Origin of the sequence: Streptomyces sp. NPDC001594 (assembly GCF_042893675.1) — a bacterium.
GTDB lineage: Bacteria > Actinomycetota > Actinomycetes > Streptomycetales > Streptomycetaceae > Streptomyces.
Map to the genome: position 1 here is coordinate 539,722 of NZ_JBIAVB010000002.1, position 12,328 is coordinate 552,049.

A 12,328-nucleotide genomic window follows, 5' to 3' on the forward strand; every position below is an offset into this window, starting at 1 on the left:
CTCGCGTCAATCGACGAGCGGACTGCGGCCGACGGGGTGAGGGTGGAGTCATGACCGCGATCGAGCAGTACCTCATCGACACCTACCGCGCCTCGCAGCACGGCACCCCCCTGCCCCCGCCCCCGGGCCGTGACGACGTGGCCGTGCTGCGCTCGCTCCGCACGGCGGCCCAGTTCGAAGCCGCCGTCGAGGGCGCCCCCACCACCCACCCCTGGCGGCACGCCCTGGCCCGGCTGCTCTTCCCCGGGACCCGGCCGTGCTGAGGGGCGGGGCGACCCGGGGGTCACGGCCTAGTGGTGGCAGGAGCGGGCGATCGCCTCGTCGAACGCGACCGAGTACGCGTTCTTGTAGGCCTCTTCGGCCTTCTTGCGGGCCTCCGCGTCGGGGGTGAGGCCGTGGAGGTTCGGCTTCGGCGGCTTGGCTTCGGCGTCACAGGCACCGGACGCGGCCAGCTTCCTCCCCTGGGCCCGGCCCTCGTCGGTACCGCGGGCCTGCTCGGAGAGGATCAGCTTCTGGTCGACGACGTCCCGGGCCTGCTGTCCGCCCACGCAGGCCACGCGGGGACCACGGTGCTGGAAGGCGACGTACTGCCCGGCCGGCAGGTCACCGGAGGTGAAACTGCCGTCGTCGGCCACGGTCGCGGTCGCGGAGGCGTCGCCGTGGCCGTGGCCGTCGGTCTGTTCCAGGAAGACCTCGCCCCTGGTCTTCAGGAACCCCCCGCCGGTGACCGTCGCCTTCGTCGCGTCGCCCGCCTTCGCCTCGACGAAGCACTCCGAGCCGGACGGCCCCGCCGGGGCGCCGGCGGACCATGCCGCGGCGGCCGGACCGACGGCGAGTGAGCAGGCCATCAGGGTGGTGCACAGGGTCCTACGGGTTCGCTGGTTCATCGGCGTTCCTCACCTGTGGGGGGAGGGGGTCCTCCCTTCATGCTCTCCCGCCCGCCGGGGCCTGTCGAACGGGAGCCCGCGCGACAACGTGCCTGGCCGACATCCCCGTTGACCGCCCGCCCTCCGGCCCCTGCCGCCCCCCTGGAGAGCTAGACCCGCCCCAAGAACCCCGCCACCGCCGCCCGCACGGCCTCCGGGGTCCACTCCAGCCCCGGCCGCGTCACCGTGACCTCCGTCATCGACAGGCCCGGCGCCAGGCCCTCCGCGCCCCACCGCCCGAACAGCGCCGTGCCCTCCTCCTCCGCCAGCCGGACGCCCGCATCGGTCAGGCGGTCCGGCTCGTGCGGGAGCCACACCTGGAACTGGTGCGTGTGCGGTACCTCCGGGTTGATCCGGAACCACGGCACCCCGGCCGCCTCGAAGCCCTCGCGCAGCGCCCCCGCGACCATCCGGGCCTGCTCGACGTACGCCGGGAGCCGGGGCAGCTCCCGCTCCAGCCCCGCCAGGGCCGACAGGGCCTGGGGGAACTGGCGGAAGACCTGGCCCCCGTACCGGTGGCGCCAGACGCGGGTCTCCTCCACGAAGCCGCGGGCCCCCGCCAGGCAGGCCCCGCTCAGGCCGCCGAGGGACTTGTAGAAGGACACGTAGACCGAGTCGGCCAGCCCGGCGACCTCCGCCAGGGGGCGGCCGAAGTGGACGGTGGACTCCCACAGCCGGGCCCCGTCGAAGTGGACCACCGCGTCCCGTTCCCGGGCGGCGTCCACGAGCTCCGTCAGCTCCTCCCACGTGGGCAGCAGGAAGCCCGCGTCCCGCAGCGGCAGCTCCAGCATCAGCGTGCCGAACGGCTCGGGGTGGTCCCGGACCTCCTCCGGCGTCGGCTGGCGCGGCTCCCGCACCGGGTGGACCGTGCGCAGCCCCGACACCGCCGACAGCGCGCCGCCCTCCCACCGCTCGGGGTGGCCCAGCGGGTGCATCGCGACCACCGGGTTCCCGGTGCGGGCCGCCCAGCAGCGCAGGGCGATCTGCTGGGCCATCGTGCCCGAGGGGAAGAAGGCCGCGTCCTCGGTGCCGAGCAGCTCGGCGACCCGCCGCTCCAGGTCGGCGACGACCCCGTCGCCGTAGAGGTCGGCGGGCGCGTCCATGGCGTACGGGGCGTCCGCCAGCTCCGCCAGCAGCTCCCCGACGGTCGCCTCCCGGATGCCGTGTGTCAGCTTCCGCCCGGCTCCGCGCCACGCCGCCACGACCCGCTTCGTCCGCTCCGCGTCATCAGTCATGTTCCCGATCATCGCCGACGGGTCCGGCCCGGCCGGGGGAATTTCCGGCCGGGGCCGGGGGGCGGCCCGAGGGGGACGGGCTGACCGGCGGTCCCCCGCCCGGAGGGCCTAGCATGGCGACGTATCGTCCGGTACCCCCCGCGGACTGGAACGGAAGGCATTCCCCGCGTGAACTCATCGCAGCAAGAGCGCCCCGCCCGGCTCTCCGTCGGAGTCGTCGGCGCCGGCCGCGTCGGGCCCGCGCTGGCCCGCGCCCTGCAGCAGGCCGGGCACCACCCCGTCGCCGTCTCCGGCGTGTCCGACGCCTCCCGGCGCCGGGCCGACCGGATGCTGCCCGGCGTCCCCCTGGTCAGCCCTGCGCAGGTGCTGGAGCGGGCCGAGCTGGTGCTCCTCACCGTCCCCGACGACGCCCTGCCCGGGCTGGTCGAGGGGCTCGCCGAGACCGGTGCCGTGCGCCCCGGGCAGCTCCTCGTGCACACCTCCGGCCGTTACGGGACCGCCGTGCTCGACCCGGCGCGCCGCGCGGGCGCCCTGCCGCTGGCCCTGCACCCCGCGATGACCTTCACCGGTACCGAGGTCGACGTGCAGCGGCTGGCCGGCTGCTCCTTCGGCGTGACCGCCCCCGAGGAGCTGCGGCTCGCCGCCGAGGCGCTGGTCATCGAGATGGGCGGGGAGCCCGAGTGGATCGCGGAGGAGAGCCGTCCGCTCTACCACGCGGCCCTCGCCCTGGGCGCGAACCACCTGGTCACCCTGGTCGCCCAGGCCATGGAGCTGCTGCGCACCGCCGGCGTCGGGCACCCCGACCGGATGCTCGGCCCGCTCCTCGGCGCCGCCCTGGACAACGCCCTGCGCTCCGGCGACGCCGCCCTGACCGGCCCCGTCGCCCGCGGGGACGCCGGCACCGTCGCCGCGCACGTCTCCGAGCTGCGCAAGCACGCCCCCGGCACCGTCGCCGGGTACCTCGCCATGGCCCGCACCACCGCCGACCGGGCCCTCGCGCACGGACTGCTCAAGCCCGAGCTCGCCGAGGACCTGCTCGGCGTGCTCGCCGACGCCCCCGGCGACACCGGCCCCGGCGACACCGACACCGCCGACCCGAAGGGTGGGGAGCGATGACCGGCCCGCTCCAGCTGCTGAACACCGCCGAAGAGCTGCACAAGCTGCCGCGCACCGGCCGCCGTGCCGTCGTGATGACCATGGGCGCCCTGCACGAGGGCCACGCCACCCTGGTGCGCACCGCGCGCGAGCAGGCCGGCCCCGAGGGGCAGGTCGTGGTCACCGTCTTCGTCAACCCGCTCCAGTTCGGGGCGAACGAGGACCTCGACCGCTACCCGCGCACCCTCGACGCCGACCTGGCGATCGCCGAAGCGGCGGGCGCCGACGCCGTGTTCGCGCCCTCCGTCGAGGAGGTCTACCCGGGCGGCGACCCGCAGGTGCGGATCACGGCCGGGCCGATGGGCGAACGCCTGGAGGGCGCCACCCGCCCCGGCCACTTCGACGGCATGCTCACCGTCGTCGCCAAGCTGCTCCACCTCACCCGCCCCGACCTGGCCCTCTTCGGCCAGAAGGACGCCCAGCAACTGGCCCTGATCCGGCGCATGGTGACCGACCTCAACTTCCCCGTCGAGGTGGCCGGCGTCCCCACCGTCCGCGAGGACGACGGGCTCGCCCTGTCCTCCCGCAACCGCTACCTCTCCGCGGCCGAGCGCCCCGTCGCCCTCGCCCTCTCCCGCGCCCTGTTCGCCGGCCGCGACCGGCTCGCGGCGCAGGCCGCGCTGCGCGCCCGCGCCGAGGCCGCGCCCGCCAGCGACGAGCGGGCCACCGCCCTGGCCCGCCTCGGCGAGATCCGCGCTTCCGCCGACGCCCACGCCGTGTCCGCGGCCGCCACCGCCGGCAGCGGCCTGCCGGACGCCGTCCGGGCCGCGGCCCGGCACGTCCTGGAGGAGGCGGGCCGCCACGAGCCGCCGCTGGTCCTGGACTACCTGGCGCTGGTGGACCCGGCGGACTTCACCGACGTCGGCCCCGACTTCACCGGACAGGCCGTGCTGGCCGTCGCGGCGAAGGTCGGCACGACCCGGCTGATCGACAACATCCCATTGGAGTTCGGAGTACACGCGTGAGCACCACAGGCACTCCCGGCAGCCCAGCCCCCCAGGGCGCCGCAGGCACCCGCATACGGCTGCACGCCCCCGCCCCCGGCTGGGCCGTCGAGGCGGACGTCGTGGTCGTCGGATCCGGCATCGCGGGCCTGACCGCGGCGCTGCGCTGCGCCGCCGCGGGCCGCCGTACGGTCGTGGTCACCAAGGCCCGCCTCGACGACGGCTCCACCCGCTGGGCCCAGGGCGGCGTCGCGGCCGCGCTCGGCGAGGGCGACACCCCCGAGCAGCACCTGGACGACACCCTCGTCGCCGGTGCGGGACTGTGCGACGAGAACGCCGTACGGGTCCTGGTCACCGAGGGCCCGGACGCGGTGCGCCGGCTCATCGAGGCCGGTGCCGTCTTCGACACCTCCGCCGAGACCGGCGAGATCGAGCTGACCCGTGAGGGCGGCCACCACCGCCGCCGGATCGTGCACGCGGGCGGCGACGCCACCGGCGCCGAGATCTCCCGCGCGCTCGTCGAGGCCGTCCACGCCGCCGGTATCGAGACCGTCGAGAACGCGCTGGTCCTGGACCTGCTCCAGGACGCCGAGGGCCGCACGGCCGGCGTCACCCTGCACGTGATGGGCGAGGGCCAGCACGACGGCGTCGGCGCCGTCCACGCCCCCGCCGTGATCCTGGCGACCGGCGGCATGGGCCAGGTCTTCTCCGCGACGACCAACCCGTCCGTCTCCACCGGCGACGGCGTCGCCCTCGCGCTGCGCGCCGGCGCCGAGGTCTCCGACCTGGAGTTCGTCCAGTTCCACCCGACCGTCCTCTTCCTCGGCCCGGAGGCCGAGGGCCAGCAGCCCCTGGTCTCGGAGGCCGTACGGGGCGAGGGCGCCCACCTCGTCGACGCCGACGGGGTCCGCTTCATGGTCGGCCAGCACGAGCTCGCCGAGCTCGCCCCGCGCGACATCGTCGCCAAGGCCATCACCCGCCGCATGCAGGAGCAGGGCACGCTCCACATGTACCTGGACGGCCGGCACTTCGGCGCCGAGATGTGGGAGAACCGCTTCCCCACCATCCTCGCCGCCTGCCGCGCCCACGGCATCGACCCGGTGACCGAGCCGATCCCGGTCTCGCCCGCCGCGCACCACGCCTCCGGCGGCGTCCGCACCGACCTGCACGGCCGCACCACCGTCCCGGGCCTGTACGCCTGCGGCGAGGTCGCCTGCACCGGGGTGCACGGCGCGAACCGCCTGGCCTCCAACTCCCTCCTGGAGGGCCTGGTCTTCGCCGAGCGGATCGCCGAGGACATCGCCGCCCGGGCCCCCGAGGGCAGCGGCCCGGGCATACCCGTGCCCGCCACCGGCCCGCTCCAGCCCGCCAGCGCCCGCTACGAGATCCAGCGGATCATGACCCAGGGCGCGGGCGTGGTGCGCTCGGCCGAGTCCCTGGCCGAGGCCGCCGAGGCGCTGGAGACCCTCTACACGACGGCTCTGGGCGAGCTGGAGGGCCACGGGAAGACCGCCGAACCGGGCGTGGACACCTGGGAGGCGACCAACCTGCTGTGCGTGGCCCGCGTCCTGGTCGCCGCCGCCCAGCGGCGCGCCGAGACCCGCGGCTGCCACTGGCGCGAGGACCACCCCGACCGCGACGACGCCTGGCGCCGCCACCTGGTGGTGCGGCTGTCGGCCACCGAGCGCCGCGCGCTGGTCGTCACCCCCACCGACTCGGCGGACTTCCCGCCCGTGGACGCGGACGCCCCCTCCGGCGCCCCCCGCCCGTAGCCGTTCCCCCACCCCTCAAGCCAGGAGCACCGACCGTGAGCACCCCCGAACTCCCCCTGATCGAGCAGAACGAAGGCGGCTGCGGCGACGACTGCGGCTGCGGCGACGGCGAGGAGAGCGGCCTCGACCCCGCGCTGGTCCAGCTGTTCGTGGAAGCGGGCCTCGACCCGATCGAGGTCGAGGACATCGCGCACATGGCGCTGTCCGAGGACCTGGACGGCGGGGTCGACGTCACCACCGTCGCCACCGTCCCCGAAGAGGCCGAGGCCATCGCCGACTTCGTGGCCCGCGAGGCCGGCGTCGTGGCCGGTCTGCGGATCGCCGAGGCGGTGTTCTCCGTGGTGTGCACGGAGGCCTTCGAAGTCGAGCGGCACGCCGAGGACGGCGACCGCGTCGAGGCCGGGCAGCTGCTGCTGTCGGTCCGCTCCCGCACCCGCGACCTGCTGACGGCCGAGCGCAGCGCCCTGAACATCCTGTGCCGCCTGTCCGGCATCGCCACGGCCACCCGCCGCTGGGCGGACGTCCTGGAGGGCACGAAGGCCAAGGTCCGCGACACCCGCAAGACCACCCCCGGCCTGCGCTCGCTGGAGAAGTACGCTGTCCGCTGCGGCGGCGGCGTCAACCACCGCATGTCCCTGTCGGACGCCGCGCTGGTCAAGGACAACCACGTGGTCGCGGCCGGCGGGGTCGCCCAGGCCTTCAAGGCCGTCCGCGAGGCCTTCCCGGACGTCCCGGTCGAGGTCGAGGTCGACACCATGCACCAGGTCCGCGAGGTCGTGGACGCGGGCGCCGACCTGATCCTGCTGGACAACTTCACCGTCCCGGAGACCGAGGAGGCCGTCACGATCGTGGCCGGCCGCGCCGTCCTGGAGTCCTCGGGCCGCCTCACCCTGGAGACCGCCCGCGCCTACGCCGAGACCGGCGTGGACTACCTGGCGGTGGGCGCGCTCACGCACTCCTCGCCGATCCTCGACATCGGCCTCGACCTGCGCGAGGCGGTGTAGTCCGTGCTGCTCACCATCGACGTGGGCAACACCCACACCGTCATGGGCCTGTTCGACGGCGAGGAGATCGTCGAGCACTGGAGGGTCTCCACCGACCCGCGCCGCACGGCCGACGAGATGGCCGTCCTGCTCCAGGGCCTGATGGGCATGCACCCGATGCTCGGCAGCGAGCTGGGCGACGGGATCCACGGCATCGCCATCTGCGCGACGGTCCCCTCCGTCCTGCACGAGCTGCGCGAGGTCACCCGCCGCTACTACGGCGACGTGCCGGCGGTGCTGGTGGAGCCCGGCGTCAAGACGGGCGTGCCCATCCTGATGGACAACCCCAAGGAGGTGGGCGCGGACCGCATCGTCAACGCGGTCGCGGCCGTCGAGCTGTACGGGGGGCCGGCGATCGTCGTCGACATGGGGACGGCGACCACCTTCGACGCGATCTCCGTGCGCGGCGAGTACGTGGGCGGGGTGATCTCCCCGGGCATCGAGATCTCGATGGAGGCGCTCGGGATGCGCGGCGCGCAGCTGCGCAAGATCGAACTGGCCCGGCCGCGCAACGTGATCGGCAAGTCCACCGTCGAGGCGATGCAGTCCGGCGTGGTCTACGGGTTCGCGGGCCAGGTCGACGGGATCGTGCAGCGCATGGCCCGGGACCTGGTGGGCCCGGACGGCGACCCGGACGACGTCCGCGTCATCGCCACCGGCGGGCTGGCCCCGATCGTCCTCGGCGAGACCTCGGTGATCGACGAGCACGAGCCGTGGCTGACCCTGATCGGCCTGCGCCTGGTGTACGAGCGCAACGCGCCCAACTTCGACTGAGCGCACGGGACTCCGCCCGTCCGTCCGCCCGTCCGGGGCGCGGCGGACGGGCGTTCCGCACCCACCGTCATCCCGAATCCTCAGCTTCAAGCTGATCGGTTAGCTTGTCGGCGTCGGACGCACACGCTCCCGAGCGGCACGGTCGAGACGGTAGAGGACGGCCCGAATGCCCCGTGAATCACCGTACTTGAAGGTGGTCGAATCCCTCCGGGCCCGCATCGAGGCGGGCGAGTGGAAGATCGGGGACCGGCTCCCCTCCCGCGCCCGCTTCGCGGAGGAGTACGAGGTCGGCCAGGGCGTCACCCAGCGGGCCATGGAGCAGCTGATCATCGAGGGCTTCCTCGAAGGCAGGGCCGGATCCGGCACCTACGTGCGCACCCCGCGCCGGCGCATGCGGATGCTCCGCACCCGCCGCCGGGTCCCCGGCTCCGGCAACACCTTCCGCTCCGAGGCCGCCGCGCACGGCATCGCCGCCTCCTGGGACTCCCGGACCCACCCCCAGGTCCCCGCGCCCGAGCGGATCGCCGCCCGGCTGGCCATCGAGCCCGGCGCGCCCTGCGTGCTGACCCGCTACGAGTTCATGGCCGACGGCAGCCCCGCCGAGCTCTCGGAGTCCTGGGAGCCCCTCGCCATCACCTCCGGGACCCCGGTCGTGCTGCCCGAGGCCGGCGAGATGCGCGGCGCCGGGGTGGTGGCGCGGATGCGGTCCATCGGCATCACCGTGACCTCCGTGGTGGAGGTGCCGCGCCCGGCCCGCGCCAACCAGAACCAGGCCAACCTGCTCGGGATCAGCCTCGGTTCGATGATCACCCGGATCGAGCGGACCTACATCGACGCGGACGGCCGGCCGGTGGAGACCGCCGATCTGGTGATCCCCGATTCCCGCTACGAGATCGCCTACGCCTTCCCGGTCGAGTGACGGCGGCGTGACGGTGGCGTGATATTTATCGGCCGTGTTTTTTTACGGGAAGTGGCCGGAGCGTGACTCAGCCGGAGGTAGCGTCCCGCTGGAGAGGCAACGCGGCCTCGTCCCCAAGGGAGGAGACACCATGACGAACGCCCCGACCGAGTGGCGCAAATCGTCGTACTGCGGTGAGGGGGAGGCCTGCGTCTACGTGGCGGCCGCCCCCGGCACCCTCGTACGGGTGGCCGACCGGGCCGACCCCGCGCACCTCGTGATGGCCACCACCCACGCCGCCTGGGCCGATTTCGTCGAGGCAGTGAAGGAGACCGGCTGATCACCGCGGCGCGCGGCGCGCCGGTGCGCCGCGCCGCACGTCCCCACCATCAGGGGATTTTGTCCGATTAGCGCGTATCTTCGGCCCCATGCCCACGCCCTACGGATCCCGCGGCGGCATGGCCTTCAGCGCCGCCGAGCTGCTCGTGCTCAGGCGTAGCCTCGCCCACGCCCTCCAGTCCTCCACGGCCCCCCTGGCGGCCGCCGAGGTCCAGGACTGCCTGCGCCTCGCGGCGTCGGTGGACGAAGCGGTCCGGGAGGCGGGCCGGCTCAGAGCCTTCCTGCTCGACGACCTCGCCCGCTACCGCAGAGCCCTGCCCGGGAGCCTGTCGGGCTACCTGGAACTGCTCCAGGACGCCCTCGCCGCCGGGTACGAGCCGGACCCCGACGACCTCTCCGCCCTGCGCGCCCTGCGGGCCAACCCGGTCGCCGCCGCCGTGCTGGAACGGGCCCAGGGCGTCGCGGAGCGCTCCGTGCGCCGCCGGCTCGCGGCCGCGGCCCCCGCGCCCCGCACCCGCCTGCTCGCCCTGGCCGGCGGCCGCGAGGAGCCGTGCGCCACCGCCCCGGGCGCCGCCGCACCGGTCGCCGTCGCCCCGGGCCCCGGGCGGCCACGCTCCGAGCGGCCGGGCCCCGAGCGACCGGGCCCCGAGCGGCTCCGCTCCGAGCGGCTCCGCTCCGAGCGGCCCCGCTCCGAGCCCGCGCCGGAGGGGCCGTCCCCGGCGGACCCCTCCCCGAATGACCCGCCCCCGAAGGACCCCTCGCCGAAGGAGTCCCCGCGCCCCGGACGGCCCGTGCCCACCCCGGGCGAGGTCTTCCCGCCGCGCCGCAAGCCCGCCCCGCCCCCGGCGGCGGGGCTCGCGGCCGTATAGCTACGCTGGGGGGCATGGACTACGTTTCCGCGCTCGTGCCCCCCATCGTGATGGCCACGTTCTTCATCTTCCTCGTGAGGACGATCGTGAAGAGCCAGGGCGGCGCCAACAAGGCCAAGGAAGACGCGGCCGTGGACGCCGTGCTCGCCCGCGCCGAAGCGGGTCAGCCGCAGAAGTAGGACCGCCGCCCGGGTATTGGCCGCGCGTTGCCCCGCGAATAGTCGGGCAATTCCGCCCATTCCGCACTATCGTGCTGCTGTGCCTCGCCCCTTGGGAGAACTCGAAGACGCAGTCATGACGCGGGTGTGGCAGTGGAACCGCCCGGTCACCGTTCGGGAAGTCCTGGAAGACCTCCAGCAGGAACGGTCCATCGCGTACACCACGGTCATGACCGTTATGGACAATCTCCATCAGAAGGGCTGGGTCCGCCGGGAAGCGGAAGGCCGCGCCTATCGATATACGGCGGTCTCCACCCGCGCCGCCTACTCGGCCGCACTCATGAACGAAGCCTGGTCGACGAGCGACAACCCCGCGGCCGCCCTCGTCGCCTTCTTCGGCATGATGTCCCCGGAACAGCGCGAGGCCCTCCGCGACGCCGTACGGATCGTCCAGCACGACGAGCCCGAGCCCCCGGCCGCCGGCGCCCCCGAGGCCGCGCCGCCCGCCGCCGGCCCGGGCGCGACCCCCTCCGCACCCGGGGAGGAAGGGGGCTCCGGCGCGCGCCGGAGCGAGCCGGGGCGATAGCGTCCGGCCTATGGGAGAGCTTTCCACCGCAGACGCGAAAACAGTGACCATCCGCCGCGCGCGCACCGGAGATGTTCCGGCACTGCGCCGCCTGCTGGACCAGTACGTGCAGCAGCGGATCCTCCTCGACAAAGCCCCGGTCGTCCTTTACGAGGACATCCAGGAGTTCTGGGTCGCGGAGCGCGACTCCGACGGCCAGGTGGTGGGCTGCGGAGCTCTCCACGTCATGTGGGAAGACCTCGCCGAAGTGCGCACGCTCGCGGTCGACCGCGAGCTGAAGGGCGCCGGAGTGGGGCACCAGGTGCTCGCCAAGTTGTTGGAGACCGCCCGCCGGGTCGGGGTGAGCCGGGTATTCTGCCTGACCTTCGAAGTCGACTTCTTCGCGAAGCACGGGTTCGTCGAGATCGGCGAGACCGCCGTGGACACCGATGTCTACATGGAGCTCCTGCGTTCCTATGACGAGGGAGTCGCCGAGTTCCTCGGTCTCGAACGAGTGAAGCCGAACACCTTGGGCAACAGCCGGATGCTGCTGCACCTGTGATCGGTCGCGAGGGGTATTCCAGGCCGCAGCCGCCCGTGGCCTATGTCCGAATCGCGTACGTTTCCCGCCTTGTTGAGCTCCTGAACCTCTCCCGGGGGTTTGTGTTTTCCAGGCAAAAGCGGTTTCCTTTCCGCGTACTGCATTTTCGATGAAAGGAAATCCGGTGGCACAGAAGGTTCAGGTCCTTCTTGTCGACGACCTCGACGGTGGCGAGGCGGACGAGACCGTGACGTTCGCTCTGGATGGCAAGACCTACGAGATCGACCTCACCACCGCGAACGCCGAAAAGCTCCGCGGGCTGCTCGACCCGTACACCAAGGGCGGCCGCCGCACCGGCGGCCGCGCCTCCGCCGGCCGCGCCAAGGGCCGCGCCGCGGCTTCTGCGGGCAGCCCCGACACCGCCGAGATCCGCGCGTGGGCGAAGGCCCAGGGCCTCAGCGTCAACGACCGCGGCCGCGTCCCGGCCGAGATCCGCGAGGCCTACGAGAACGCCAAGGGCTGATCCGTACGCCGCCACAGGCGGGCGCGGTGGCATTCCGTCGCCGCCGCGGCCACCAGGCGTACGAGATCGGGCCCGCCGGACCCCCCGGGTCCGGCCCCGGTACCCCGCCCCGGACCCGGCAGGGCCGGCAGCGAGGCCTCGCACCCCAGCTCGGGGGGCCGCAGCCACACGGCGGCCCTCCGGGGATCTCCTCCCGGTTCGCGCCCGGGCGGCACGGGGGCGGTGATCCCGCCCCCCGCACCCAGGGCGGTGAGCTCCAGCGCCACCCCGCCCCACTCGAGCCAGTCGAGCAGCCCCTCCAGCTCCTCGGCGGTCCCCGGGGCGACCAGGAAGCGCATCCTGCGCCCCTCCAGGGCCACCGGACCGGTGGCCAGGCCGGGACGGCGCAGCAGCCCGGCCCCCGCGTCCGCCGGAAGCTCCAGCACGTCGAACCGGACCCCGGTGACCAGCCGCACGGGCGGCCCGGCCACCACGGCCCAGCCGAGCACGCGCTCGTACCAGGTACGGGTGTCCGGGCCGGAGGGGAGACGGGGCGGGGGAACGGCGTCCACGACGTTGACGATGGCCATGAACGGATGAACTCCGA

Annotated in this window: 16 protein-coding genes; 13 read left to right on the plus strand and 3 right to left on the minus strand. The window is 74.2% G+C overall.

Features of this window, described 5'->3' with window-relative positions; translation table 11 throughout:
* Positions 1–50: 50 nt before the first annotated feature.
* Positions 51–263, plus strand: coding sequence for a hypothetical protein (locus tag ACFY0O_RS06070; RefSeq protein ID WP_358896872.1), 213 nt, complete (start codon positions 51–53; stop codon positions 261–263).
* 27 nt (positions 264–290) lie between these two features.
* On the opposite strand, the gene ACFY0O_RS06075 is transcribed toward ACFY0O_RS06070, so the two are convergent.
* Together ACFY0O_RS06075 and ACFY0O_RS06080 are read right to left on the minus strand one after the other, a co-directional pair.
* Complete coding sequence (locus ACFY0O_RS06075) at positions 291–887, minus strand: hypothetical protein (RefSeq protein WP_388943328.1); 597 nt, start codon at positions 885–887, stop codon at positions 291–293.
* Positions 888–1,036: 149 nt separating this feature from the next.
* Positions 1,037–2,161 (minus strand): threonine aldolase family protein, encoded by a 1,125-nt coding sequence (locus tag ACFY0O_RS06080; RefSeq protein WP_388943331.1) that lies wholly within the window; start codon positions 2,159–2,161, stop codon positions 1,037–1,039.
* A gap of 168 nt (positions 2,162–2,329) precedes the next feature.
* On the opposite strand from ACFY0O_RS06080, the gene ACFY0O_RS06085 reads away from it, so the two are divergent.
* From ACFY0O_RS06085 to ACFY0O_RS06140, 12 genes are all read left to right on the plus strand, one after another.
* The gene (locus ACFY0O_RS06085) at positions 2,330–3,277 is read left to right on the plus strand and encodes a Rossmann-like and DUF2520 domain-containing protein (RefSeq protein WP_388943334.1); all 948 of its coding nucleotides are present in this window, start codon (positions 2,330–2,332) and stop codon (positions 3,275–3,277) included.
* Entirely contained in the window at positions 3,274–4,281 is a 1,008-nt protein-coding gene (gene panC, locus ACFY0O_RS06090) for a pantoate--beta-alanine ligase (protein ID WP_358896864.1), read from the plus strand. Before ACFY0O_RS06085 ends, panC begins: the two co-directional genes overlap by 4 nt.
* On the plus strand, positions 4,278–6,032 hold the full coding sequence (locus ACFY0O_RS06095; RefSeq protein WP_388943337.1) for an L-aspartate oxidase: 1,755 nt from the start codon (positions 4,278–4,280) through the stop codon (positions 6,030–6,032). The genes panC and ACFY0O_RS06095 overlap by 4 nt, the downstream gene beginning before the upstream one ends.
* A 35-nt stretch (positions 6,033–6,067) precedes the next feature.
* Complete coding sequence (gene nadC, locus ACFY0O_RS06100; RefSeq protein ID WP_388943340.1) at positions 6,068–7,036, plus strand: carboxylating nicotinate-nucleotide diphosphorylase; 969 nt, start codon at positions 6,068–6,070, stop codon at positions 7,034–7,036.
* Positions 7,037–7,039: 3 nt separating this feature from the next.
* A complete protein-coding gene (locus ACFY0O_RS06105; protein WP_358896858.1) occupies positions 7,040–7,849 on the plus strand; it encodes a type III pantothenate kinase in 810 nt (269 codons plus the stop codon).
* Between the two features lie 166 nt (positions 7,850–8,015).
* Positions 8,016–8,768 (plus strand): GntR family transcriptional regulator, encoded by a 753-nt coding sequence (locus ACFY0O_RS06110; protein ID WP_358896856.1) that lies wholly within the window; start codon positions 8,016–8,018, stop codon positions 8,766–8,768.
* A gap of 130 nt (positions 8,769–8,898) precedes the next feature.
* Positions 8,899–9,087: a DUF397 domain-containing protein gene (locus tag ACFY0O_RS06115; protein WP_388943344.1), complete on the plus strand. Its 189-nt coding sequence runs from the start codon at positions 8,899–8,901 to the stop codon at positions 9,085–9,087.
* Positions 9,088–9,175: 88 nt separating this feature from the next.
* Positions 9,176–9,955, plus strand: a complete 780-nt coding sequence (locus tag ACFY0O_RS06120; protein WP_388943347.1) for a hypothetical protein — start codon at positions 9,176–9,178, stop codon at positions 9,953–9,955.
* Between the two features lie 14 nt (positions 9,956–9,969).
* Positions 9,970–10,134 carry a hypothetical protein gene (locus ACFY0O_RS06125; RefSeq protein WP_167747589.1) on the plus strand — a complete coding sequence of 55 codons (165 nt, stop codon included), beginning with the start codon at positions 9,970–9,972 and terminating at the stop codon, positions 10,132–10,134.
* Positions 10,135–10,213: 79 nt separating this feature from the next.
* Positions 10,214–10,699 (plus strand): BlaI/MecI/CopY family transcriptional regulator, encoded by a 486-nt coding sequence (locus ACFY0O_RS06130; protein WP_388943350.1) that lies wholly within the window; start codon positions 10,214–10,216, stop codon positions 10,697–10,699.
* A gap of 10 nt (positions 10,700–10,709) precedes the next feature.
* A complete protein-coding gene (locus tag ACFY0O_RS06135) occupies positions 10,710–11,240 on the plus strand; it encodes an amino-acid N-acetyltransferase (RefSeq protein WP_358896848.1) in 531 nt (176 codons plus the stop codon).
* Positions 11,241–11,403: 163 nt separating this feature from the next.
* Positions 11,404–11,742 carry an Lsr2 family protein gene (locus ACFY0O_RS06140; RefSeq protein ID WP_358896846.1) on the plus strand — a complete coding sequence of 113 codons (339 nt, stop codon included), beginning with the start codon at positions 11,404–11,406 and terminating at the stop codon, positions 11,740–11,742.
* Here the strand turns inward: ACFY0O_RS06140 and ACFY0O_RS06145 are convergent.
* The gene (locus ACFY0O_RS06145) at positions 11,721–12,311 is read right to left on the minus strand and encodes an SCO3374 family protein (RefSeq protein WP_388943353.1); all 591 of its coding nucleotides are present in this window, start codon (positions 12,309–12,311) and stop codon (positions 11,721–11,723) included. The genes ACFY0O_RS06140 and ACFY0O_RS06145 overlap by 22 nt on opposite strands.
* Positions 12,312–12,328: the final 17 nt, after the last annotated feature.